Raw genomic sequence first — 24,297 nt, forward strand, 5'->3', positions numbered from 1 at the left:
GCAGCCTCCCCACCCGACAGAGGATTTTCACTGAAAGTGTATTTTCTTTGAAACGCTGATCCCGGCATTCCCAAGCAGTGGGTTGAATCCCCCCATCATGCCCGCCTTTCGCTTCATCGCTCTCCTCTGCCTGCTAGGCCTCGCCGCGCAGGCTCAATTGCCGTCGTTTCATGCGCCCGCGCAGTCCACGGGCTCCATCACGGTCAAGCTGCACCCGATGGAGAACGTCACGACAGGCACACCGACGCTGGTGACCTTTGGAGTGCCCTTCACCCGGGGCTCCATCACCTCCACCGGACTGAACACGGTGCGCGTGCTGCACAACGGCACGGAGATCCCGGCCTTTGTGGAGCAGCTCACACCGTGGCGGCACCTAACCAACAATAGCATCGACGGCCAGTCGGTGCGCGTGGCGCGCATCCAGATCCGCCACAGCTTCAGCGCGGCCTATCCGGCCTCTGAAGACATCACGGTGCAGTGGGGCAGCACCGCACGCACGCAAAGCATCCTGACGTTCACAGACCCGCTTTCCGCCTGGCACACCGTGACTTCGGGCACTTACGTCGCGGCCGATGGCGTGCAGGAACCGGATGTGTATGCGCTGCTGCCGAAGAGCATGCTTTCCCAAGGGGTGCTGAGCCTGCGCCGGAGCGAGCCCTTTGCGGATCACATCCCGGAAGCACGCGACAACCCGAACATCACCGATGCCACCGAGCACTGGCCCGGTTATGAGGAAGCAGATCGCGCCTTCAAAAACTTCTTCTACACCAACATCAACCAGGATGATCCGCTGGTGACAGGTTATGAGAGCGGCCAGCTGGTGGACTACAAGAATGAGTCGGAGCCCTGGCTCTATGATCGCAGTTCCACTTTCTTCCAGCTCTACATCAAGACCGGCTTCCTGCGCCCGCTGCGCGAGGCTGTGCGTGCCACGCAGTTCTACAAGACGAAGCTTTATGGAACTGCTGTGGCAGATCCGTACCGCGGTGTGTTTCGCCTCAAAGCACCGACGCTGGGTGATGTGACCGCTGGCAATACCTCCATGTATTCCTATGCGGAATGCTTTGCCTATGATCACTGGCTCACCGGCCATCCGGGCGATATCGAACCCGTGCGCTGGGTGGTGAACACGCATGAAGGCCTGACCGAGCAAACACGCTGGAGCCCGACCGCAGGTGAGTGGACGGAGCGCCACACGGCTTTCCGCACCTTGGCAAACATCGTGGCCTTCGAACTCACCGGCGAGTCCGCTTTCAAGCTGAGAACGCTGAGCCAGATGGGTGACTACATGTGGCATCAAAACGGCGCGGATGGTCAGGTGCCCGCGAATCGTCAGGACGGCGGTCTCTACCACTACGGCAGGCAGCATGGTGATGGCGTCTTCACCGAACTGATCGGCTCACCGTGGATGCTGTCGCTCCTCATGGATGCAATGCTCCGTGGTTATGGCATCTCCGAAGATCCCGCCGTGGCGAACTTTATTCGTCGTGCGGCGAAGTTCCAGGCCGTGGCGACTCATTACAATGACGACCACATCTATGAGTACTCTGGTGCGCTGAGGTACCCTTATTACCTCTCGCGCTTTGATGGCGCTCCGGATGCCGCCGACGGTTATGACAACTCCTCCATCGAGCACTCCAAGGAAGTGCTGACCACCATCGCGTGGGGAAACTATTTCCAGCATCTGATTCAAGGCGTGCCTGATCCGATGATGGAGGCCAATGCACGTGACCTGTATCTATCTTATGACATCGGTGTGAACCACTGGACGCGGCCCGCTGCCCCACCACTGGGACTCACGGCCTTCCGCAGTATCCCGCCGCGCAAACTAGCCTGGGAAAACCGGCCTTCGGCCAGCCTGACGTGGATCATGAGCTTGATCGATACCATCTCGCCACCACCGACGGTGGTCATCACCTCGCCCGTGGTGAACCAGTTGTTCACCGCTCCTGCGAACATCCTGATCGAAGCCACGGCCACCTCGCCCAATGCGACCATCACCAAGGTCGAGTTCTTTGATGGAGCCGTGAAGATCGGTGAAGACACCACCGCGCCTTATTCACTGCAGTGGAATGGCATCATCGCTTCCCTGCCAAGTCATGTGCTCACGGCGAAGGCCACGACCTCACTCGGTGTCGTGGGCAACTCACAAGCGGTGGGTCTCGATGTGCGCTCACCCACCCAGCCATCCCTCACCATTGTGAATCCAGCCCCCGGCACCGTGTTTGATGCACCGGCGAACGTCGTCATCGCGGTCAATGCCACGCCCCAGGGAAACAGCACCATCACCCGTGTGCTCATCACGCAGAGCTACCAGTTCATCGCCGAGGACACCACCGCCCCCTATACCCACACGGTCACCGGCCTGACGCATGGCACGCATGGTTATGAGATCTGGGCCTGGGATAACAATGGTGGTTATACCATGCAGATCCTGGACATCCGCGTGCAGTCCACCACACCACCGACGGTGAACCTGACCTCACCCACGCTGGGCACCACCACCACGAACGGCGCCACCCTGCATCTCGAAGCCACCGCCTCCGCTCCTGGCAGCGCGATCACCGAGGTGGTCTTCTATGCCGACAGCACACCCGTGGGCAGTGATGACACCGCCCCCTACACCTATGACTGGACCATCTCCTCCCGCTGGGCCGTGGGGCAGCACACCCTCACCGCACGTGCTTTTGAAACGAACGGCTCCTTTGCCAGTTCCTCCACCACGTTCGAACTCGCGTCCTTCGAGCCAATGACAGCAAGCTTTGACTCCCCGGCGCAGAATGCGGTCTTCCCCTTCCCCGCCGCCATCCCGATGCAAGCCAGTGCCACCGCTCCGGGAAGCAGCATCGTCCGTGTCGATTTCTACGCGAACAATACATTCGTCAGCTCCGACACCGAAGCCCCTTACACCGCGAACTACACACCGACTTCCATCCGCCAGTGGGAACTCATGGCGCGAGCCGTGGATGGCATGGGACGAACCGCTGAGGCACGCCGCACGGTGCATGTGACTGGGCCGACCATTCCCAATGTGACCATCACCTCGCCAACTGCCGGCGGCATCCTGGTGGTTCCTGCTACGACCACCATCACGGCAGATGCCTCAGCGAACTTCGCCACCATCACACGCGTGCAGTTCTATGATGGCGGGACACTGCTGGGTGAGGACACAGACGCCCCCTTCAGCTTCACCACACCTCCGTTGAGCCTCGGTGATCACACGCTGTATGCGGTGGCGACTTCATCCACCGGCACCACGGGCACATCCCCTAGCGTGCCTGTGACGGTCGGAGGTGCGAATGCCCCTGTCGCAGTGGTCACGGCACCACGCTATTCAGGACCGCAGTTTGCGGCTTCCTTCAGCACGGTGCGCTTTGCCGCAGGTGCGATGCATACCGGCGGACTGGGCATCCAGCGTGTGGAGTTCTACCTCGACAACGTGCTGCTGGCGCAGGACACCCAAGCTCCGTATGAGATGGACTGGACCGTCGGGCCTAACACAGGTTACCATGAACTCGTCGCGCGTGCCGTTGACGTGAACAATGCTTTCGCGAACTCCAGTCGAGTCGGCTTTGAGCTCATCATCCCGCCGGCCATCAGTCTTACGACACCTGTCAATGCCGCGCAAGTGACGCCGGGAGATGCCCTCACTCTCACGGCCGCTGTTTCGCGCGGAACCTACAGCATCGAGGAGGTGCGTTTCTATGTCGGCAGCACGCTCATCGGCACCGACTCCACGGCACCTTACTCTGTGTCATGGACCCCAGACACCCAGGGAGCCAAAACGATCTCCGCCATGGTCCGGGACACCCGCTTCGTGGATGTGTGGTCGCAAAACGTGATCGTCAACTCAGCCTTTACGGTGCTGCAAAGCTGGCGCATCGAGCACTTCGGCAGTCACAGCAATCTCGGCAATGCCGCGGACGATGCGGATCCTGATGGCGACCTGCTGCCAAACATCATCGAGTGGATCATCGCCACGGATCCTGAAGTCTCCGAGGCGCATCTGCACCCAACCATCAATGCACAAACCAGTGATGTGGTCTGCACCTTCACCCGCAATGATGAAGCGGAAGGCTCATCCACTCTGACCTTCCAATGGAGTGGTGATCTTACGATCTGGAATGATGTGATGCTGCCCGCAGCAAGTGCCGGACCAGACGGGCAAGGCGTGCGTGTCAATGTCGTCGAAAATGGCACATCACCCGACACGATCACGGTTAGCCTCCCAAAGTCCAACGGCCCTGATGGGAGACTCTTCACCAGGTTGAAAGGCGGTCAGTGAGGCTGACGGATTCGTTTCACGAAGCCGAATGCGCGGGAGCATGAAGCACGCTTCATAGCGGCGCATGCCTCCGCGCACCCACACACAGGCCACGATCAGTCATCGCACCCAGGACGCCCTCTTCAGCCGTGTCCATGGCGGGAACCTCGTCTACAACACCTGCTGGGAAGATCCCCGGCTGGATCGTGAGATGATGAATCTCCAACCGGACAGCCGCGTGGTCATGATTACCAGCGCTGGCTGCAACGCACTAGATTATTTGTTAGACGGCCCGGCGCAGATTCATGCGGTGGATATGAACCCACGGCAGAATGCGCTGCTGCAACTCAAGATCGCGATGATCCAGCGCGGCCATTTTGAAGATATCTTCCAGCTCTTCGGCCAGGGCTCGCATCCGCAGTTCAAAGAGCTGTTGGAGGAGCTGAAGCCTGCGCTGCATCCCTTCGCCAGCCGCTATTGGAAGGCGAAGAACTATTACTTCCGTGCCTCCTCGCTGAATCCTTCGTTTTATTATCGTGGCACAGCGGGACAGATGGCATGGATCGCCCTGCATACTTTTCTGGGCAGCAGCAAGGTCCGCGACTACATGGATGCGCTGCTACAGGCCAGCGGCGTGGAGGAGCAGAAGCGACTCTACCAACACATCAAGCCCGTGCTTTGGAGCGGCTTGGTGACCTGGCTCATCCGTCAGCCAGTGGCGATGACGATGCTCGGTGTGCCACGTGCCCAGGTGCGCTTGATCGAAACGCAGTTTCAAGGCGGACTCACCGGCTACATTCGCTCGAAAATGGAGCATGTGCTGACCGAGATTCCCTTCAGCGAAAACTACTTCTGGCGCGTGTATCTCACGGGGCACTACTCCAAATCATGCTGCCCGAACTACCTGCGCGAGGAGCATCAAGCCACCTTGCAGCAGCGAGTGAACCGCATCACCACGCACAGCACGACCGTGGCGAATTTCCTGCGTGAGAATCCCGGTGACTACAGTCACTATGTGCTGCTGGATCATCAGGACTGGCTGGCTGCGCACAAGCCACAGGCGCTGGAAGAAGAGTGGAAGCTCATCCTGGAGAACAGCCGTCCCGGCACCAGCATCCTCATGCGCTCGGCGAGTCCGGTGATTGATTTCATCCCTGAGTTTGCGCTTGAGCGCTTGAAGGTCGACACCGAGCTCGCGGATCGCCTTCACCCGATGGATCGCGTGGGCACCTATGGCCGCACACTCCTCGCCCACGTCCAAGCATGAGCCTCGCCACCGCTGAAAACCAGTCGTCACTCGCCGGATACTACCGCTGGCATGCGCAGATCTATGATGCCACGCGGTGGGCCTTTTTGTTCGGCCGGAACACGCTGGTGCGTCGCGCCGCCACTCAGATGGCCATGCCACGGCGGATCCTGGAGATCGGCTGCGGCACCGGGAAGAACCTGGTGGACCTCGCGGAGAGGTTTCCGAAGGCGCAGATCATCGGCCTGGATCTTTCCAAGGACATGCTGGATGTCGCGAAGAAAAAGGTGCGTGCTTATGGATCACGTGTGGGTCTCTTGCAGCGCCCTTATGATGCTCCTGTCGCCGTGGGAGAGAAGTTTGACCTCATTGTGATGAGCTACTCGCTCTCGATGATCAATCCAGGTTTTGATGAGGTGATCCGTCTTTGCCGTCAGGATCTGAGTGAGCGTGGCATGGTGGCCGTGGTGGATTTTCATCAGAGCCGCTGGACCTGGTTCCGCCGCTGGATGGGTGTGAACCATGTGCGCATGGAAGGTCAGATCCTGGAGAAGCTACGCCAGCATTTTGAACCTCTGGTTTGCGAGGTGAGGCATGGGTATGGGGATCTTTGGAGGTATCTGGTTTATGTGGGGAAGTGAGGGCGATTGGGATGGCGTTGCTTCCGCAGAACATCTTTTGTTATGCTAAAACGCAGTGTGCGTACGAGAGCGGTGTCGACGATGCACGGTGGCCCGTGCATCTCTGCCACCGCACTCCGGGACGCTTCGCGACTTCGCGGGTCACTCGGCGCCGAGTTTGGCATCCAGCTCGGCGAGCTTGAAGCGGACGCTGACGACGTAGGCGGGTTCGTTTTCGGTCCAGTGACCGTAGGTAGTGGTGACGATGGTGTCATCTGGCAGCACTTCCACGCCGGGATAGGTGCAGTCGGAACCTTTGGTGTTGTCCATGATGCGGACGCGATACTGGCCTTCGGTGCCGTTGACGATGTCTTCATACTTGCCGACCCAGCCTACCCAGTCGCCCTTGGTGGTGCTGACGTGGGTGGTATCACGGAAGCTGATGAAGAGACGACCATCCTTCGTGTACTTCGCCGTGTGGCGATCACCGGTAAGCGCGGCAGGAAGCTCTTTCGGCTCGCTCCAGCTCAGGCCTTCATCATTGGAGAAGATGACGAACGAATTGTATTTCCGTGAGTTCTCGCGCAGCAGCACGGCGATCTGTTTGCCATCCGGAGAGCGCAGCGCGCCGGGCTCGCAGAGGCTGGCATCTGGCAGCATGGCGATGGGAGCCGGCATGCTCCAGTTGAGTCCGCCGTCCTTGGAAAGGCAGGTGTAGACCCAGAAGCGCCAGGGCTTGGCCGTGGTGCACATGTAGTCCGGGGAGTGCGGGCTTTTGACGAAGTATTTCTGCTCTTCACCGCCACGGATGAAGCGGCCGTCGTCATGGAAGAAGGCGAGATAGTGACCAGGGGTCTTGAGATCGATCACGGTGGACATGGTCACCACGCCGCCGAAGTCGCCGATGGGTTTCAGATCACTCCAGTTCGCGCCATCATCCTCCGTCACGGCCATGCGGATGGGATAGAGGCCACTGAACATGATGATGCGCTTCTTCCCTGCGGCATCCACCACGCGATGCAGGGTGGGCACCTCGAGCGAGGTCTCCCAGTTCTTGGGTGTGGGCAGGCGCTCACTCCAGGTCAGGCCGGCATCGTTGCTGCGCTTGTACTGAATGGCACCGCGACCATGACCTTTCGGATAAACGGTGAGCATGGTCTTGTTATCCTCCAGCAGCACGGTGGTGGGATGGCCGAGGTACTGGCCTGCCTCGCGGTCGACGATGACCTGGCGCGATTTGTCACCGCTGATGTCCACAACGGGGATGGTGTAACCGAGCGGCAGCTTCGACTTGATGTTCTTTGGCGGCGCGAGGACGACATCCTTCTTTTGAAGCGAAGTTTGTTGGGCGTGAAGAGAGAGGCAGAGACAGCCGAGCGCGGTGGTGAGGAGGGTGACTTTCATACGCCGACTACCAACGGACGGGCTATCGCAGCTTTCACTGGTCTGAATTTTGGACCAGATTGGCAAAATGCCCTTCATATGAAATCCAGATGTGTGGTGCATGGGGGGGAACGCCTCCGAAGTTCGGACGGTGAGATTGGCTGTGGTAGCGAACTCGGGGTCTCGTCCCTCGACCCCGGGCTATTCACAGAGAACACCTGACGGGGTTCGCACACCATCTGCCGGTGCTCGAAATGAGCTCCCGCTGAAGTGCGGCGCACCACGGAGCCGGGTAGCTAATGCTTAAGAGTAATGAACAATTAACAAGTCGGAGTTGCTGATTTGCTAAAATTTGATATTTTATATAATAATAAGAATTTTAAAGGTTTTGTCCTCTCGCTTCCAACAGCTTAAACAGGCTGCCAAATCGGCAGTTTTGGTGGCTTTTGGCCTGAGCTTGGTGGCCCGGACGAAGCTTTCCGGGCAGGGGGCCGTCCTCACTTTCCACGGTTTATGCGCCGATGGAGCCCCCACAGGGGTCCTGGACAGCAGCCTGCACCTGCCAGTTTCGGTTTTCCGGTCTGTGTGCCAGCATCTCAAAAAGACCTGCGAGGTCCTGCCGCTGTCTGAGATGGTGCGGCATGTAAATGCGGGGAAAACCCTGCCGCACAATGCGGTGGCGATCACTTTTGATGATGGGTTGGGCTCGAACTACCACCTGGGTTATCCCATTTTAAAGGAACTCGGCCTGCCTGCGACGATCTTTCTAGCCACGGGCTTCGTGGATGGCACGCATCCGCTCTGGTTTCAGGAGGTGGACCGGGCTTTGAGAGCACGTGGAGCATCCACAGCGGAATTGTTTGCAAAACTGGGCCAGCTCAAGAGGCTGCCGGATGCTGAAATGCGCGCCGAGGTGGCGAAGCTGACGGCGGATTGCGCTGCGGCCCATCCTGAAGTGACCTTGCCGATGCGCTGGGATCAGGCACGTGAAATGAAGGCGAGCGGACTCATCGAGTTCGGCGGACACACGCATAGTCATCCGATCCTGGCCCGCTGCACGGTGGAGCAGCAGGCGGAGGAGATCCGGCAGTGCTGTGATCGCATCACGGCTGAGCTGGGTGCTGCGCCGACGCTTTTTGCTTATCCGAACGGCGGGCCGACTGACTTCACAGCGGACACGCAGCGACTTCTTGCCGAGCACGGATTCGAAGCGTCTTTCACGATGATGCCTGCGAGGCTGGTTTCCGGCCTAACAACACAGGCATTGCCGCGCTATGGCAACCCGACCTCCATGCTAGAGGCCGAGGCCACGGTGTCGGGAGCCTTTGAATTACTCAAACAATGGAGAGGGGGTGCTGCATGAAGATCTATTTTCCTTGGACGATGGGGCTAGGCGCACATCTGCCCGCAGCGCGCAAGCCGCGTCTGGCGACTTTGGTGGCATGGCTGATGGCGGCAGGTCCGCCTCTGCGGCGTGCCTGGAGGCGGCTGCACTTCTTTTCCAAACAGGACACGAGCCATACGATGGAGCACGGTGGTGACCATGCCTCGGGCACGGACCACGTGACCGCTTTCCCCTATTTCACGGGGGTGAAAACCATCGCGCATTTCATCGCCGCGCCTGGTGGTGGTGGTGCGGAGGCCATGATGCGAAATCTCGTGGGGGCCATGGATTCCAAGCATTGGCGCACGGTGGTGATCGTCATGGATGGTCACTCCTGGCCCAAAGAAATGGCGGAGCTGCGCGCGGCTGGCGCGGAGGTGCACGATCTGGCGGAAGGCGCCTATCTACGCAAAGACACGCTGGTGAAGCTGGTGAAGCTGCTGCGCAAGGTGAAGCCGGATGTGCTGCAAACGTGGATGCATCATGCAGACTTCGTCGGCGGCTGGTGTGCGCGAGTGGCTGGCTTGAAGAACGTGGTGTGGGGCATCCACTGCCGTGAGATTCACCGCAACCCGCATGACTCCGAACTGAAGATGAAGGTCTTCAAGACACTGGTGGGCGGAAGCTCGCAGGTGGTGCCGGCGAGCATCATCTCCTGCTCGGATGCGGCGATGTGTGATCATGTGCCGATGGGGTATCCCAAATCACGCATGGTGTGGGTGCCGAACGGGATCGATACCTCGCGCTTCGTGCCGGATGTGGAGGCACGCACGGCGCTGCGTCACGCGCTGCATATTCCGGACAAGGCTCCGCTGGTGGGCTTCATCGGCCGCTTTCATGAGATGAAGGACCTGGCCACGTGGCTGCGAGCCGCGGCGCTTTTGCAGGCACGACATCCGGAGACGCACTTTTGGTTATGCGGCGGTGAGAAGCATGAGCTTGGGCCCTGTGCCAGCGCCGCGCTTTCGGTGATGCCGCACCGCACGCAGGTGCATTTCACGGGCTTCCGATCTGATCCGCAGCGCGCGTATCCGGCGCTGGATGTGTTTTCACTCTCCTCACGCACCGAAGCCTGCCCGATGACGCTCATGGAGGCGCTTTCCTGCGGTGTGCCCTGTGTGACGACGGATGTGGGCGACTGCGCGCGCCTGCTGGAAGGTGTGGGCAAGGTGGTGCCTGCACGCGATCCGGATGCGCTGGCCCGTGCCTGGGAGGAGGCGATCCTGCATCCGACGGCTCCTGAAGTGCTGCGCAAGGCGGCCGTGGAGCGTTTTGACATCTCCACCGCAGCGCGGGGTTATGAAAAAGTTTACGCGGAGGTACTGCGAGGATGAGGAAGGCCTGCTGCCTCCTTCTCACGAGCCTTGCGCTGCCGCTTTGCGCGGAGGTGCAGATCGCCCGTGTGGATGCGATGACGCGCGTCATGCGAGTCCAGGAGGTCAGCGACCTGGAGTCGGCGATGGAAGCGGCGCGCGGAGAGAGCGAGTCATTGCAGATCGTGATCAGTGGCAAGCCCGAGGATCTGCTCAGCCTGCAGCTGGATGCCACGCATCTCACCGGGCCGGAGGGATCCATGATCCCGGCCCCAGACGTGCTGCGCGAGCAGTATGTGAAGGTCAGCAAGTCCACGCCGATGTCTCCCCTGCCCCTGGGTGACTATCCGGATGCGCTGGTGCCGCAGGAGTTTCCCTGGCAGAAGCTGCCGAACGAAAAGCATGTCAACCAGCCCTGGTGGCTGGACTTCCATGTGCCCTACAGCATCAAGGCAGGGCTTTATGCCGGTGAGCTCTCCGCGAGAAACACAAAGGGGGTGGTGGTGGCGCGCACGAAGCTGATGCTGCGCGTGTCTGACTTTGACATGCCGGCGGTGCCTCGACTGAAGTCCTCCATGATGACGACTTACCGCCGCATGCTGGATGTGCATGGGTATGATTCGAAGAAGGATCCCCCCAGTGACGCAGGCATCGCGCTGGTGGAGAAGTACTATGACTTCATGGTGGATCACCGGCTGGCTTTTGATCAGAGCCGCCAGACCTATCCCGATCCCAAGACAGGGAAGCTGAACCCGGATCGTATGGAGAAGGCCATGCGCCAGCATCTGCTGCACAGGCATACGGGAATGATCGCGCTGCCGCTCTGGCCTTCGTGGCCGTTTGCTGACTCGCTGGGCAAGGACCGCAAGGAGGCCATGCAGTACTGCGCAGACTGGATGAAGCTGCTGCACAAGATTCACTGCGGCGAGCGAGGCTACATCATCCTCGCCGAGCTGGATGAGCCTAATAGCGCGGAGGCGTATTCGTTTGTGCGACGCTGGGGAGATTTCTTCAACGAGGCTGAAGCGACTCATGATGTGAGACTGCCGCTGCTCGTCACTGAGCAACCGACGGCGGAGTCCGGCTGGTGGGGCACGCTGGAAGGGTTTGTGGACATCTGGTCGCCGCATGTCGGCAGTGTCTTTGAGGACATGGAGTCCGCGAAGGGGCGAAAGGACATCGCGCGGCGCATCAAGGCCGGTGACGAGGTCTGGTGCTACACGGCTCTGGTTCAGCCTTCGGATTCGTGGATGAAGGAACATGGCCAGCCGAAAGTGCTGAAGGAGTCCAATCCGCCCGTGTGGTGCCTGGATTATCCGGCAATGAATCATCGCGTGATGGCCTGGGTGATGCCGCGGCATCACATCACCGGCTTCACTTATTGGGACACCCTGCATGCCGCGGAGGGCGTGGATGTCTGGAAAAGCGCTGACAGCTTTCATGCCGGTGATTCTGACGCGGTCTTCAATGGTGATGGATCCCTCATCTATCCGGCCACGCGCAAGCGACATGGCCGCGACATGCCGGTGGCGAGCATCCGCCTGAAATGGCTGCGCGAGATGGCGGATGATTATGATTACTTGATGCTGGCTCGCGATCTCGGTCTGGAAAAGGAGGCGCTGGAACTCGGGGCCACCTTTGCGCGCGGGTTTGGCGACTGGAAAGATGACATGCCCGCCCTCTACTCAGCCCGCCGTTCGATCGCGGCGCTCATCACACAAACCAAGGCCGCCATGGCCAAAGGAGGTGCTCGATGACTCTCGACATCATCACGACTGAGGCCGCCTTTACCGCGCTGGAACCTGTGTGGGACCGGCTGCTGGACTCATCCGCGACTCACAGCCCCTTCCTGGCCTGGGACTATGTGCGCCTGTGGTGGGAGCACTGTGGCAATGAGTATCGAATGCAAATCGGCGTGGTGCGTGATGAGCGCGCCGAGGTCGTTGGCATCGCGCCGTTTGTGATTGGCGCGGATCGTGGGGACTCGCGCCAGCATCTGCGGCATCTCGGCTTCATGAACGGCCTCGGTGATGTGCAGGGCGAGCGCATGGACATCCTGGTGCCTGCGGGCCGTGAGGCGGAGATCACGCCGCTGCTGGCTTCCATCATTTCCAAAACGAGCGGCTCGTGGGATGTGGTGAGGCTGAACAAGGTGCCTGAGGACTCACCGAACTTCCCGTATCTGCTGGAAGAAATGCGCCGTGCCGGAACGACGGCGGGTGTGCTGAATCAATCTGAGTGCCGCTGCTTTGATCTGCCGCCGACCTGGGATGAGTATGAGAAGAGCAAGACGGGGAACTTCCGCCGCAACGTGAAAAGGCACTGGGTGCAGCTCTTTGAGCGTCATCAAGCCGAAGTGGTGCGCGACATGGATCTGGATGAGCGAGTGAAGCATTTCTTCGCGCTGCACTCCATGCACTGGCCGGACGGGGTCAGCTCCTTCCTGCGGCCGCCTGGAAACAAGATTCATGAAGCGCTGATCAAGAAGTGGATTCCCGAGGGCAAGGTGATCATGCCTTTCATCCTCATCAAAGGCCAGCCTGCGGGCTCGGTGTATGTCTTCTGCCACAAGAACGAGATGCTCATCTACCAGCTCGGCTGGGACAAGCAGTACATCAGCCTCAGCCTGGGGAACAATGCCGTGCGCGCCGGGGTGATGGAGGCGATCGAGCGAGGCTTCACGATGGCGGATTTCCTGCCGGGTGAGTATCGCTACAAACGCGAATGGAGCTCGTACGCCCGGTTTGTGTCCGACCTGGAATGTTTCCATCGCTGGCATCCGCGCTCCGTGGTCTTCCGCATCCTGCGGGCAGCCAAGCGCCGGCTGGCCCAAGCCCAAGCTGATCCTGTGAAACCTGCTGCTGCCGAGAATCCTGAACCTGAGGCCGAATCCGCATGAAAGTCCTCGTCCTCACTGCTGACGCCAACACCCTGATTTATCATCGCGGAGACCTCATCCGCGACTTCGCCGCGAATGGCTGCGAGGTGGTGACCTCCGCCGCGGAGGATTACCCGCATGTGCAAAAGTTTGTTCGCGAGATCGGCGCCCGTCACGTGCCCATCCGCATGGTGCGCAGCCGCGTGAACCTGGCGAAGGACTGGATCACCTGGCTGGACATGTTCCGCCTTTTTCAGCGCGAGGTGCCGGATGCGCTCTTTGCGTATACGATCAAGTCCGTGGTGTATGGATGCGTGGTCGCACGTCTGGCCAAGGTGCCGAAGGTGTATGCGCTTCTGCCAGGGCTGGGCTTCACCTTTGTGAAGCCGGAGACGCTGAAGCAGTCTCTGGTGCAGTGGATCTCGAAGGCACTGCATCGCTTCGCGCTGAAGCGCGCGGATGTGATCTTCATGCAGAACAAGGACGACGTGCAGCTCTTCACCGAGATGAAGATGCTGCCTCCTGGAGTGCCGGTGCATGTCACAGCGGGCAGCGGCGTGAACACGGATGAATACCCTCATGTGCCGATGGAGGGAGATGCGGGCATCGCTGAAGGCAGGATCCGCTTTGTGCTGGTGAGCCGCTTGCTCATCAGCAAAGGCGTGCGCGTGTTTGCGGAAGCGGCGCGGAAGATCAAAGCCAAGTATCCGAAGGCTGAATTTCATCTGGTGGGACCTTTTGATCCGAACCCGAATCGCGTGGAGGAGAGTGAAGTGGAGCAGTGGGTGAAGGAAGGCACGCTGGTGCATCACGGCATGGTGCGGGACATCCCAGCACTGCTGAAAACCATGCACGTCTTCTGCCTGCCGACCTGGTATCGTGAAGGAGTGCCGCACGCCACATTGGAGGCGCTTTCCACCGGACGAGGCATCATCACCACGGAGTCCGTGGGGGCCAAGGAGTGCGTGGCCCTGACTCCAGGGGCCAAAACACTGCCTTCCGGCGCCAAGCAGGGCGTGAATGGCTTCCTCTGCCCGACCAAGGACGTGGATGCGGTGGCGGAGGCGATGCAATATTTCATCGATCACCCGGACCAGGTGGCCGTCATGGGCCGGGCCAGCCGAAAACTGGCCGAAGAGGTCTTCGACGTGCGTATTGTGGATGAAATCATCCTCCGGGCCATGAATCTCATTCCCGCGACTGCTGCGGAAACAAGTCACGCCACGCCTTGCCCCGAGATGGCAAGTGCATGATATTTCTGCCCCGTTTCTCCCATGGCCTACCGCCTCGTGCTCGATCCCAACTCCTCCTCCCCGCTTCTGCCGGGTGGACAGGGATCACGCGCGCTGGTGCCGCATGCGCCGAGCCATGGCCCCAATACCCTGGGCCTGCCGATCCAGCTGCCGAATGTGGATCACAGCCCGTTTCTGTCCACGCCAGCGCCGCAGTTCAGCGAGGCGCTGATCAGCATCAGCGATCTTTTGGGCTACCTGAGGCGCTTCGGGATCTACGGCATGCTCCTGGCCCTGCCGCTGGCGGCGGGTGTCTTTTACTACCTCGGCATGGGGGCAAAGGTCTATGAGGCGGAGGCCAAGCTCAGGCTCCGCATCGGCGAGAACAATGTGCTGAACCTGCCGGACTCGGTGAGTCATGGACCCGGTGAGCTCAGCGCACCGCAGCTGGTGAACAATCATCTCACCGAGATGAAGTCACACCGCTTCTCAGAGTTCCTCTACGATCACATTGACCCCGCCAAACGTGATGCCTGGTGCGCACGACTGCTGGCGAATCCTGGGCGGAAAGCTGAGATCCTCAAGCTCTTCGGGCTCTACACGCCCGGTGAGAAGCCGGAGATGAAGGGCTACTTTGTGGATCAACTGCTGGCCGCCGTGATGGTGGAGCCGCTGAAGGATTCCCACATCCTGCGCATTATTGTGCGTGATGGTGATCCCGCGATGGCCGCCGAGATCGCGAACTCTTTCGCGGAAAGCTACATCCGCTTTTACGGGATCCAGGAGTCCGGCCTGACGGTGAAGGATCAAGCCTACCTGGAAAAGCAGGCCGCTGAACTGCGCAAGAAGTTCGAGACAAGCGAGCGCCAGCTCGCCGAATACAGCAAGAGCGCGAACTTCGTGGACTCCACGGGCAGCAATGGTGTGGACCGGGCGCGCATGACGCAGTTCAACACAGCCATCACGGATGCCGAACAAAAATTGATCAAAGCGCGCAGTGACCTCCAGAGCATCCGCACCACGCAGCAGGCGGGACGCGACCTGCAGGAAGTGCGCATCGTAGGTGAAAACGTGGACGTGGCCTTCCAGCGGCAGAAACTGGATGAGAAGACCACGGCCAAGCGCGCGCTGGAGCCGCTGTGCGGACGGCGTCATCCGCAGATGCTGGCGCTCAGTGACGAGATCGATGCCCTGAAGCGAAGCATGGGCAAGGCGATCGATGCCGTGGTGACGCGTGCTGAAACCGAGGTCGTGACGCTGGAAGCGCAGATCAAGGACTACGAGAAGATGCTGGATTCCGCACGCGGCATGGCGGTGGATCAAAGCGGCAAGAAGGTGGAGTACAATCTGCTTTTGGAGCAGGTGAACGCTGACAAGCTGACCTACCAAAAGATCGTCAACAGCCTGAGCAATGCCAAGATCACCGGCGGCTTCACGGACAGCAGCGCTCTGAGCCTGGCGGACACCTCTGGTGTGCCTGAGAAGCCGGTGAAGCCGAACAAGCCGGTGGCGGCGATCGCGAGCCTGATGCTCTTTGGCATCATCTCCATCGGCTTCCCCGTCGGCTGGGGTCTGCTGGACCAGCATGTGCTGAAGATCATGCGCCAGGGCGGATCTCCCTCCGCCAACATTCCTTCTGCCAATGATGTGCCGCACGTTCCCGTGGGCCAGCCCATGCCGCCGGTGATCCAGCGTTCGCCCACCTCGCGGCTTCTGGCATCGCCCCCGGTGATGCCGCCTGTGGCTCCGCTCACCATTCCAGGGCTGGGCAGCGCGCCTGTGATCGCCCGGCTGCCCGCCATTGGCAGTGCCAATCCTGAATTTATGTTAGGCCAGCTTTTGAAGCCGGAGCCCGTGGGTGCGGCTGGTGCGCTGAGCCAGATCACGACCACGCTGGAGATGCAGGCGCTGAAGCGCAGCGGTCTGGGTGGCATCATTCTCATGACGAGCGCTGAGTCTGGCGAGGGCAAGACGGCGGCGGCCGCGGCGCTCGCGGCGGCTTTCTGTCATCAGGGCCGCAGTGTGTTCATGATGGAGTGCAACGCGGTGTCACCGACGCTGCACGAGTGGTTCCCGCACTCGAACAATCACAGTTCCTGGGCGCATGATCTGGAATCTCTGCGTTATGGGAACACGCATCTCTTCCTGCTGCCGGCGCATGACCTGCCTGCCTATGCGACGAATGAACTGCTGGACGGGTATCGCGCGTGGATTGACCGCGCCCGTCATCACGTGGACTGGATCATTCTGGATGCCGGACCGGTGCTGAGAAATTTCGCCGATGTGGCGCCGCTGGCACCGCTGGCCACTGATGTGCTGTTGGTGAACAATCCCGTGATCGCGAATCCCGCGAAGCTCAAGGCGACGCTGAACCTGCTGCAGCCGATGATGAGCAGCAGCGCGTTCCGAGGGCTGATTGTGCAGGGAGTGTGAAGTGAGCGCGAGCGGGGTGAATTCGGCAATTTTGGTTGGGCGAACCGGAGGCTCGATGGCCGGCAGCCAGTGGTGAAATGAGCGTTAGCGAATGAGAACCACCGGACATGAGAAGAGCCAGCCTAGATCTGGCTCGCGCCTCAGAGAGACGCTGGAAAGAAGCGCCATCTCTTGGGTGGCGAATAGGATTTGATGCGGGCTTCCGGCATCCCTCCGGGACGCCTGTCTGAACTCGATGCACGGGGTTCTCTTCCGGCGGTTCTCGGTCGCTTCGCTCCCTTCACCGACGGCTACAGGCCAGCGAGCCTCCGGCTCGCGAGACCTTCCATACTGGAACCTTACTCCAGCGGCTCGGTGCGGTGGATGAGGGACAGCGGGTAGATGAAGCCATCCGGATTGTCGGGCCAGTGGGCACCGTCTTCGATCCATTCGTAGAGGGCACCCATTTCGTAGTCGCTCAGGCCGCCGGCGACGAGCGGGGTGGTGCGGGGATGGCTGCCGCCGGGTTCGAGGGCGGTGAGGAGAAGGCTGGCGGAGGGATCGCCAGGGACGACGTAGGCTTTGTTACGCTTCTTCGGCGCATACAGGCCGCTGCGCTGGACGAGCGAAAGACCTGCGGGAGGATACGCACCCTCATGGCAGGACACGCAACGCATGGCGAAGATGGGCTTGATGTAGCGCAGGAAGTACTCCGTGTCCGCGATGGCGACCTTGGGCTTCTCCGGGGTGGGACCTGATTTGCACGCGCCAAGTGTGGCGAGCAGGGAGAGGCAAAGGAGGGCGCGGACCGGGGGCATGATTCAGTGCATTAGCCGGGGGAGTGCCCTTTGTGACAGACGTAGGGGAAAATCAGCGGGATCTGGCAAACGCATCGGGGCAACCGAATGGAAGAATGATTGATCTATTTTCATTCGTCTGCCTTCATTCGTCTGCCCAACTACTTTCGCCATGCGATTGCTCCTACTGCCTCTCTTCCTGCTCAGCATCGCCATTGCTGCCGAGCCGGAGTTTCCTCTGACGGCTGACTCGCAACCGCAGGCGGGTGTGCCGAAGGGCACGATGCTCAAGGACAGCTACAAGGCGCGGGATGGCAGTGTGTTTCCGGGGACGGAGCGGGAGTATCAGATCTATTTGCCTGCGGGGCATGACAAGACGAAGCCCGCCGCCTTCATGGTGTTTCAGGACGGGGTGATTTATCAGGCGCCGGTTGTCTTTGATAATCTGATCGCCAGGAAGGACATGCCGCCGCTGGTGGGGATCTTCATCAAGCCGGGGGTGGTGCCTGCGGCGAATGAGAATGCCCTGCCCCGCTACAACCGCAGCTATGAGTATGACAGCATCACGCCGACGTATTCGGAGTTTTTGATCGATGAGTTTCTGCCTGCGATTGAGTCGAAGCATGGCCTTAAGCTGAGCACAGATCCGAATCAGTCCGCGATCTCTGGGAACAGCAGCGGCGGCATCTGTGCCTTCATGGTGGCGTGGCATCGGCCGGACCGTTTTCGCCGGGTGTTTACCGGTGTGGGGACCTATGTGGGCATTCATGGGGCGGACCAGCTGCCGGTACTGGTGCGCAAGTTTGAGCCGAAGCCGCTGCGCGTGTTTCTGCAAAGCGGCACGGGGGATAACAACCTCTACTGCGGTGACTGGTGGATGGCGAACCAGATGATGGAGCGCAGCCTGACCTGGGCGGGTTATGATGTGAACCATGCCTGGGGTGAAGGCGGGCATAACCAAAAGCATGCTTCACAGATTTTTCCCGAGGTGCTGCGCTGGCTCTGGCGCGACTGGCAGACGACGATGGAGGTGAAGGCGAATCCCCGAGGTGATTCGAAGTGGAAGGGGTATGAGGTGGTGGGGGATGGGGAGTGGAAAAATATTGCTTCCTTTCCGCCAAAAAAACTTCCAAACGTCCTTGGCAACTCGAATCCCCTGCCGCAAACCACCGCGCTCGCGACGAGCATGTCTGGTGAGGTTTATATTTTGTTTGGCCACGAAATCAAAGTTCTTCCACTTGATGGTCCCTTGATCGACCATGCAGTGGTCCCCCCCAAAGGTCAGTTTGTTTATGACATTGCCATCGGCAACGATAACCAATGCCATGTGCTCCTTTCTGGCCCAGAAGACTACCTGCCAAAACTCGGCACCTTCAGCCGGGCCGACAAGAGCCATATCCAAGTTTATCACACCGACCTCCGCGGAGAGAGTTTCTGCATCGGCCAAAATCAACGTGTCTATGTCACAAGCACACTTCGGCAGACCTATAACGACTCACCGTTGGGAGTGGAGCTGATCAAGGCAGGTCAACCCAGGGATAGCATGTTTGCTTCAGCCGGTCGTCCACTCCCCTACGGTGGAGCACCTGCAGCACTGACTCTCTCTCCAGATCAGACGCAGTTGTATGCGGTGGATTCTGCTTCCAACCACCTGTGGTCGTTCAGACTTGATGCCAGCGGTAAGCCTTCCAATGGACAGATATATCATCTCTTAGACGAAGACTGGAATGGACGCACCGAGAAAGGTGGGCTCTGCGTAGATACCAACGGCTGGCTCTACGTGGCGACTTCGCTTGGCATCCAAGTGCTCGACCAAGCGGGTCGTGTGAACTTCATCATCCCCACACCCAAAGCTGCTCTGGACGTTTGCTTCGGTGGCAAGGATCTCAGCGAGTTGTTCATTGCGTGTGGAGACACGATCTACAAGCGTGCCACGAAGGCCAAGGGGGTGGTGAGCGGGCAGCAGGCGCCGATCAAGCCGCCGGCACCGAAGCTGTGAGGTGGTCGAAATTCCAGCCAGCAGCGCATTTTTGGCAAATGCGTCTGCATTTTCACTTTTCCTGTCCGGTTCCCTGCCCTGGGGCGGGATGCTCTTCCCGAAAGGTTGCGTGGCTCCGCCCGTAATCTCCGCCCCCCGACCTGAATTCATGAAACCCAGCCTCGTCTCCTTCCTCGCTGCCCTGGCGCTTGCCGCTCCGGCCTCCGCGCAGCTCGAACTCAAAACTGGCGATTCGATTGCCATCCTCGGCAACGGTGTGGCCGACCGCTCCCAGCACTATGGATGGCTGGAGGGAATGATCGTGGCAGCGAACCCGGAGAAAGACCTGACTTTCCGCAACCTGGCCTTTGCGGGTGATGAGGTGCAGACCTGGCATCGCGTGGATGACTTCGGCAGCCGCAACGAGTGGCTGGCGAAGGTGAAGGCGGATGTGATCTTTGCCTTTTACGGCTACAACGAGTCCTTCAAGGGCTATGAAGGCATCGAGACCTTCAAGAAGAACCTGGCGCAGTTCATCGAGGACACGAAGAAGCAGAACTACAGTGGCAAGGGCAATCCCCGCATCGTGCTGTTTTCGCCGATCGCGCTGGAGAAGCTGGAGAACCCGAGCCTGCCGCCTGTCACTGACAAGAACACGAACATCCAGAACTACACCGCCGCCATGAACGAGGTGGCCACGGCCGCGGGCGTGACCTTGGTGAACCTGTATGAACCGACGCTGAAGGCCTATGAGGCAGCCAAGGAACCGCTGACGCTGAACGGCTTGATGCAAAATTCGCCGGGTGACAAAGCCATCGCGGCGGCAGCCTTCAAGGCACTGACGGGCAAGGATGCGCCGGAGGTGAGCGACAAGCTCCGCCAAGCCATCCTGAGCAAGAACTGGGAGTGGCATCAGCGCTACCGCACGGTGGACGGCTACAATGTGTATGGCGGCCGCAGCGGGCTGGCTTATGCGGCGAACATCGGCGGCTTCAAGCAGAACGAGAAGAACCCTGAGAAGCCGTATGTCTCCAACTACCAGACGATGAAGCAGGAGATGACTCAGCGTGATGTGAAGACCGCGAACCGCGACCTGCGCGTGCAGGCGATCGCCAAAGGTGGTGATCTGGAAGTGAAGGACGACAACCTGCCGGCGGTGGATCCCGTGGGTTCGAACATGCCAGACCCGAAGTCGGGCAAGGAGTTTAACAAAGTGCCGATGACCGGCATGACCTTCACCGAAGATGGTTTGATCGCGATTCCAGATGCGAAGGCATCGATGAAGGACATCCAGGTCGAAAAGGGGCTGAAGCTCACTCTGTTTGCCGATGAGAAGATGTTCCCCGAGCTGGTGAACCCGGTGGCGATGCAGTGGGACACGAAGGGCCGCCTGTGGGTCAGCGCCTGGCTGAACTACCCTGAGCGCACGCCGACCAGCAAGAAGGGCGACAGCCTGCTGATCTTTGAAGACACGAACAACGATGGTGTGGCTGACAAGATGACGGAGTTTGCCGATGATCTGAACTGCCCCACGGGCTTCCAGATTTACAAGGATGGCGTGATCGTGATGCAGAGCCCAAGCTTGGTGTACATCGCTGACACTGACGGCGATGGCAAAGGTGACAAGCGCGAGCGCATCCTCACCGGTCTATGCGCGGCTGATTCACACCATGAGACGTGCTACCTGAGCTATGACAATGGCGGTGCGATCTACCCAAGCGATGGTGTGTTCCATCGCTCGCAGGTCGAGACGCTCTATGGAGCCGTGCGCAACACGAATGGCGCGATCTATCGCTATGATCTGAACCGCCAGAAGCTGGAGCGCTTCACCACGGATGCCTGCGTGAACCCGCATGGCAAGATCTGGGATCGCTGGGGCAATGCCTACTTCACCGATGCAACGGGCAATGTGAACACGTTTGCGGAGGCCTCCTCCAGCTACCTGCCGATCGAAGGTGGTGGCAGCGCGAAGATGAAGGAATTCTGGGTGCGCCCTGCGCGCCCGAGCCCGGGGAACATGATCATCAGCAGCCGTCATTTTCCTGACGACTGGCAGAACAATTTCCTCAACACGAACGTCATCAGCTTCCAGGGCATCTGGCGTGTGCCGCTCAGCCAGGATGGCGCTGGCATGAAGGGTGAAGTGAGCAACGAAATGGTGAAGGCTGATCCTGCGGTCTATCCAACTTTCCGACCATCCTGCATCAGCGTGGGCCTGGATGGCGCGATGTATTTCTGCGACTGGTCGAACGCCACGATCGGCCACATGCAGCACCACCTGCGTGACCCGAACCGTGACCACAAGCACGGCCGCATTTACAAGCTGACCTATGAGGGCCGCGAGCTGCTGAAGCCGAAGAAGATCGCGGGAGAGAGCATCGCCAATCTTCTGGAGCTGCTGAAGGAGTGGGAGGACATCACCCGCCAGCTTGCCAAGGTGGAACTGGCCAAGCATGACCGCAAGGAAGTGGCCGCTGCCACCAAGAAGTGGGCCGCGAACCTCGACAAGAATGACAAGGAGTATGAGCATCATCTCCTGGAAGCCTTGTGGGTGCACCAGTGGGTGGATGTGGTGGATGAGGATCTGCTGAAGCAGGTGCTGAAGTCCCCTGAACCACGTGCCCGTGCCGCTGCCACGCGCGTGCTCTGCTACTGGCGTGACAATGTGCCGGACGCACTCACTCTGCTGAAGAGCTCCGTGAATGATGACGACATGCGTGTGCGCATGCATGCCGTGCGCGCGCTGAGCTTTTACCAGCCGACGGACAAGGCGCAGCAGGCTCTGGAGATCTCCTATGATGTGCTGAAGCACCCAAGCGACTACTACATCGACCATGTCTTCTCCGAGGCTCGCAAGGGTCTGCAGTCTGTGATCAAGAGCAAGGTGCTGCCTCAGGATCCTGCGGCTCTGGCGGAGTTCATTTCCAAGAGCACTGACGGCGACCTGAACGGCCTGCCTGACATCGAGCCGGTGCTGATCGAGAAGCTCACCCGGCCAAAGCTGAGGGCCGATGTGCGCCTGAGCGCCATGGATGCGCTGGTGAAGCTGAAGGGCAATGACCGCCCCGTCGAGATCCTCAACATCCTGAAGCTGCTGGATGCCAGGGAAGGCAGTGGCAGCACGGCGGATGAGATCGGCAAGATGTTCCTCACGGACAAGCCGGGCATCATCACGCGCCATGGCCTAACCTTGAAAGCTCTCGCGAAGGAGGCGAAGACCGTGCAGGTGAAGCGCGCGGCTTTTGCAGCGCTCGTCTACGCGGCTCGCGGTCCAGATGAGATCTGGAAGGAAAACGCCAGCGATGGCGGCCAGCTCAACTACCTGGTGGAATCCATCGCCAACCTGCCCGCCAGCGAAGCCGCGCTGCGTGCGAAGTTCCAGCCACATCTCAGCGCCCTGCTTTCTGATGGCAAACTGAATGGAGGCCGTCTCCGTGCCGTGCTGACCGCGCTGCCTCTGACGGGGCCTGAGAATGCCGCCACGAACTTCAAGCTGGTGGCGCAGCACCTCATCGACGGCAAGGAGCGCAACACGGCCGCGAAAGCGCTGGTGAAGTTCCCGAAAGCCAGCTGGGATGCGTCCTTGGCCAAGCCTGTGACTGACAGCGTGCTGGCCTATGCGCAGACTGTGAAGCCTGCGGATCGCAGCCAGCCGGAGTATGTGGAAGTCATCGCCGCAGCGAAGGAGATGGCCGCGCTGCAGGGTGATGCTGGCAAGGCGGTGCTGGATCAGATCCGCGCCGTGAGTGTGGATGTCTTTGTGGTGCACACGGTGCACGAGCAGCTTCGTTTTGATGCCACGAAGATCGAGGTGAAGGCTGGCAAGAACTTCGAGGTGATCTTTGAGAACGACGACGGCATGCCGCACAACTTTGTGATCGTGCCACCGGGCAAGCATCTTGAGATTGGCAATGCCGCCATGACCATGACGCCGGACAAGCTGGACAAACAGGGCCGCGCCTTCATGCCTGCAGCCTTCGAGAAGGAGATCATCGCCGCGACGAAGCTGCTCGAGCCTGGTCAGAGGGAGACGCTGAAGCTCAAGGCTCCTGGGCAGCCCGGTGAGTATGAGTTTGTCTGCACCTTCCCCGGCCATGCACTGATCATGTGGGGGACGCTGAGTGTGACGAAGTGACGCTCGTCATGCTTTTTCGCCGCATCACCGGAATGTTGTGCCTCGCCATGGCCATGCTCAGCCTCGCGGTTGGCCTCTTTCCGGGCGGCGAGCTGATGGCTTTCAATCCCTTCACTTTTGGGTTTTTGATCCTGGGATTGATGCTGGTGGTGTTTGCGTTGGTGTTGTTGAGGCCGGGGTGAGGCAGTTTGCTTTCTCTACGAACGCGCTTGATTGGCCAAACTACTCCTTCCGATGAATAACCTCGCTGACGCTTTGGTCTATGCAGTCGCCTATATCAATCTTGCCCCAGGAGATGATGATTGCGGTGCGCTGGAGTCTATCATGGGTTTCTTGCATGGGGCGACGCGCGATGAGTTGCAGGCGGTGCGAGAGGCTTTGGAGCGTGCTGTGAAAGCTGAGGAAGCATCTGGATCTCCCAGGCTGGATGTTTTGAATGCTTACAACGAGTTGAGAGACTCTTTGCAGAGTGAATGATAAGGATAGGCGTGACGTAGAAAATCTTGGCTGATGCGAAGGTGGCGCGTGCGCGCTAGCGGTGTCGACGACGCACGGTGGCCCGTGCGTCTCTGCCACCGCACTCCGGGACGCTTCGCGACTTCGACGCCTAACAAAAAGAGGAGCACTGATGTGCTCCTCTTTTGCAGATCGAGTT

The 24,297-nt window shown here is 59.8% G+C and carries 15 protein-coding genes; 13 read left to right on the plus strand and 2 right to left on the minus strand.

Annotated features, from left to right (window positions below; translation table 11 throughout):
• The first annotated feature begins 97 nt into the window (after nt 1-97).
• From BGE01nite_RS13000 to BGE01nite_RS13010, 3 genes are all read left to right on the plus strand, one after another.
• Entirely contained in the window at nt 98-4,285 is a 4,188-nt protein-coding gene (locus BGE01nite_RS13000) for an Ig-like domain-containing protein (protein ID WP_146850903.1), read from the plus strand.
• Nucleotides 4,286-4,349: 64 nt separating this feature from the next.
• Nucleotides 4,350-5,531, plus strand: a complete 1,182-nt coding sequence (locus BGE01nite_RS13005; RefSeq protein WP_146850904.1) for a BtaA family protein — start codon at nt 4,350-4,352, stop codon at nt 5,529-5,531.
• Nucleotides 5,528-6,151, plus strand: a complete 624-nt coding sequence (locus BGE01nite_RS13010) for a class I SAM-dependent methyltransferase (RefSeq protein ID WP_146850905.1) — start codon at nt 5,528-5,530, stop codon at nt 6,149-6,151. The genes BGE01nite_RS13005 and BGE01nite_RS13010 overlap by 4 nt, the downstream gene beginning before the upstream one ends.
• A gap of 141 nt (nt 6,152-6,292) precedes the next feature.
• Here the strand turns inward: BGE01nite_RS13010 and BGE01nite_RS13015 are convergent, their stop codons facing one another.
• Entirely contained in the window at nt 6,293-7,534 is a 1,242-nt protein-coding gene (locus tag BGE01nite_RS13015) for a sialidase family protein (protein WP_146850906.1), read from the minus strand.
• Between the two features lie 562 nt (nt 7,535-8,096).
• On the opposite strand from BGE01nite_RS13015, the gene BGE01nite_RS13020 reads away from it, so the two are divergent.
• The 6 genes from BGE01nite_RS13020 to BGE01nite_RS13045 are packed head-to-tail and all read left to right on the plus strand — an operon-like array spanning nt 8,097 to nt 16,753.
• Nucleotides 8,097-8,876, plus strand: coding sequence for a polysaccharide deacetylase family protein (locus BGE01nite_RS13020; RefSeq protein ID WP_146850907.1), 780 nt, complete (start codon nt 8,097-8,099; stop codon nt 8,874-8,876).
• Nucleotides 8,873-10,231 (plus strand): glycosyltransferase, encoded by a 1,359-nt coding sequence (locus BGE01nite_RS13025; RefSeq protein WP_170266768.1) that lies wholly within the window; start codon nt 8,873-8,875, stop codon nt 10,229-10,231. The genes BGE01nite_RS13020 and BGE01nite_RS13025 overlap by 4 nt, the downstream gene beginning before the upstream one ends.
• Entirely contained in the window at nt 10,228-11,967 is a 1,740-nt protein-coding gene (locus BGE01nite_RS13030) for a glycoside hydrolase domain-containing protein (protein ID WP_146850909.1), read from the plus strand. Before BGE01nite_RS13025 ends, BGE01nite_RS13030 begins: the two co-directional genes overlap by 4 nt.
• A complete protein-coding gene (locus tag BGE01nite_RS13035) occupies nt 11,964-13,109 on the plus strand; it encodes a GNAT family N-acetyltransferase (RefSeq protein WP_146850910.1) in 1,146 nt (381 codons plus the stop codon). Before BGE01nite_RS13030 ends, BGE01nite_RS13035 begins: the two co-directional genes overlap by 4 nt.
• The gene (locus tag BGE01nite_RS13040; RefSeq protein ID WP_146850911.1) at nt 13,106-14,341 is read left to right on the plus strand and encodes a glycosyltransferase family 4 protein; all 1,236 of its coding nucleotides are present in this window, start codon (nt 13,106-13,108) and stop codon (nt 14,339-14,341) included. Before BGE01nite_RS13035 ends, BGE01nite_RS13040 begins: the two co-directional genes overlap by 4 nt.
• A gap of 21 nt (nt 14,342-14,362) precedes the next feature.
• Entirely contained in the window at nt 14,363-16,753 is a 2,391-nt protein-coding gene (locus BGE01nite_RS13045; protein WP_146850912.1) for an exopolysaccharide transport family protein, read from the plus strand.
• 338 nt (nt 16,754-17,091) lie between these two features.
• On the opposite strand, the gene BGE01nite_RS13050 is transcribed toward BGE01nite_RS13045, so the two are convergent.
• The gene (locus BGE01nite_RS13050; protein ID WP_146850913.1) at nt 17,092-17,550 is read right to left on the minus strand and encodes a c-type cytochrome domain-containing protein; all 459 of its coding nucleotides are present in this window, start codon (nt 17,548-17,550) and stop codon (nt 17,092-17,094) included.
• Between the two features lie 151 nt (nt 17,551-17,701).
• Here BGE01nite_RS13050 and BGE01nite_RS13055 point away from each other — a divergent pair, with 151 nt between their 5' ends.
• From BGE01nite_RS13055 to BGE01nite_RS13065, 4 genes are all read left to right on the plus strand, one after another.
• Nucleotides 17,702-19,528, plus strand: a complete 1,827-nt coding sequence (locus tag BGE01nite_RS13055; RefSeq protein WP_146850914.1) for an SMP-30/gluconolactonase/LRE family protein — start codon at nt 17,702-17,704, stop codon at nt 19,526-19,528.
• A 148-nt stretch (nt 19,529-19,676) separates the two neighbouring features.
• On the plus strand, nt 19,677-23,642 hold the full coding sequence (locus BGE01nite_RS13060; protein ID WP_170266769.1) for a PVC-type heme-binding CxxCH protein: 3,966 nt from the start codon (nt 19,677-19,679) through the stop codon (nt 23,640-23,642).
• 8 nt (nt 23,643-23,650) lie between these two features.
• On the plus strand, nt 23,651-23,824 hold the full coding sequence (locus tag BGE01nite_RS28985; protein ID WP_170266770.1) for a hypothetical protein: 174 nt from the start codon (nt 23,651-23,653) through the stop codon (nt 23,822-23,824).
• Between the two features lie 52 nt (nt 23,825-23,876).
• Nucleotides 23,877-24,119 (plus strand): hypothetical protein, encoded by a 243-nt coding sequence (locus BGE01nite_RS13065; protein ID WP_146850916.1) that lies wholly within the window; start codon nt 23,877-23,879, stop codon nt 24,117-24,119.
• The last annotated feature ends 178 nt before the right edge of the window (nt 24,120-24,297 follow it).

The sequence above is a fragment of the Prosthecobacter gellanilyticus genome (assembly GCF_007992435.1).
Taxonomy (GTDB): domain Bacteria; phylum Verrucomicrobiota; class Verrucomicrobiia; order Verrucomicrobiales; family Verrucomicrobiaceae; genus Prosthecobacter; species Prosthecobacter gellanilyticus.

Excerpts from the sequence above, each read along its gene's own strand:
- BGE01nite_RS13050 (WP_146850913.1), bottom strand. The coding sequence starts at position 17,550 with ATGCCCCCGGTCCGCGCCCTCCTTTGCCTCTCCCTGCTCGCCACACTT.
- BGE01nite_RS13065 (WP_146850916.1), top strand. The coding sequence starts at position 23,877 with ATGAATAACCTCGCTGACGCTTTGGTCTATGCAGTCGCCTATATCAAT.
- BGE01nite_RS28985 (WP_170266770.1), top strand. The coding sequence starts at position 23,651 with ATGCTTTTTCGCCGCATCACCGGAATGTTGTGCCTCGCCATGGCCATG.
- BGE01nite_RS13045 (WP_146850912.1), top strand. The coding sequence starts at position 14,363 with ATGGCCTACCGCCTCGTGCTCGATCCCAACTCCTCCTCCCCGCTTCTG.
- BGE01nite_RS13010 (WP_146850905.1), top strand. The coding sequence starts at position 5,528 with ATGAGCCTCGCCACCGCTGAAAACCAGTCGTCACTCGCCGGATACTAC.
- BGE01nite_RS13005 (WP_146850904.1), top strand. The coding sequence starts at position 4,350 with ATGCCTCCGCGCACCCACACACAGGCCACGATCAGTCATCGCACCCAG.
- BGE01nite_RS13000 (WP_146850903.1), top strand. The coding sequence starts at position 98 with ATGCCCGCCTTTCGCTTCATCGCTCTCCTCTGCCTGCTAGGCCTCGCC.
- BGE01nite_RS13055 (WP_146850914.1), top strand. The coding sequence starts at position 17,702 with ATGCGATTGCTCCTACTGCCTCTCTTCCTGCTCAGCATCGCCATTGCT.
- BGE01nite_RS13035 (WP_146850910.1), top strand. The coding sequence starts at position 11,964 with ATGACTCTCGACATCATCACGACTGAGGCCGCCTTTACCGCGCTGGAA.
- BGE01nite_RS13015 (WP_146850906.1), bottom strand. The coding sequence starts at position 7,534 with ATGAAAGTCACCCTCCTCACCACCGCGCTCGGCTGTCTCTGCCTCTCT.
- BGE01nite_RS13030 (WP_146850909.1), top strand. The coding sequence starts at position 10,228 with ATGAGGAAGGCCTGCTGCCTCCTTCTCACGAGCCTTGCGCTGCCGCTT.
- BGE01nite_RS13025 (WP_170266768.1), top strand. The coding sequence starts at position 8,873 with ATGAAGATCTATTTTCCTTGGACGATGGGGCTAGGCGCACATCTGCCC.
- BGE01nite_RS13040 (WP_146850911.1), top strand. The coding sequence starts at position 13,106 with ATGAAAGTCCTCGTCCTCACTGCTGACGCCAACACCCTGATTTATCAT.
- BGE01nite_RS13060 (WP_170266769.1), top strand. The coding sequence starts at position 19,677 with ATGAAACCCAGCCTCGTCTCCTTCCTCGCTGCCCTGGCGCTTGCCGCT.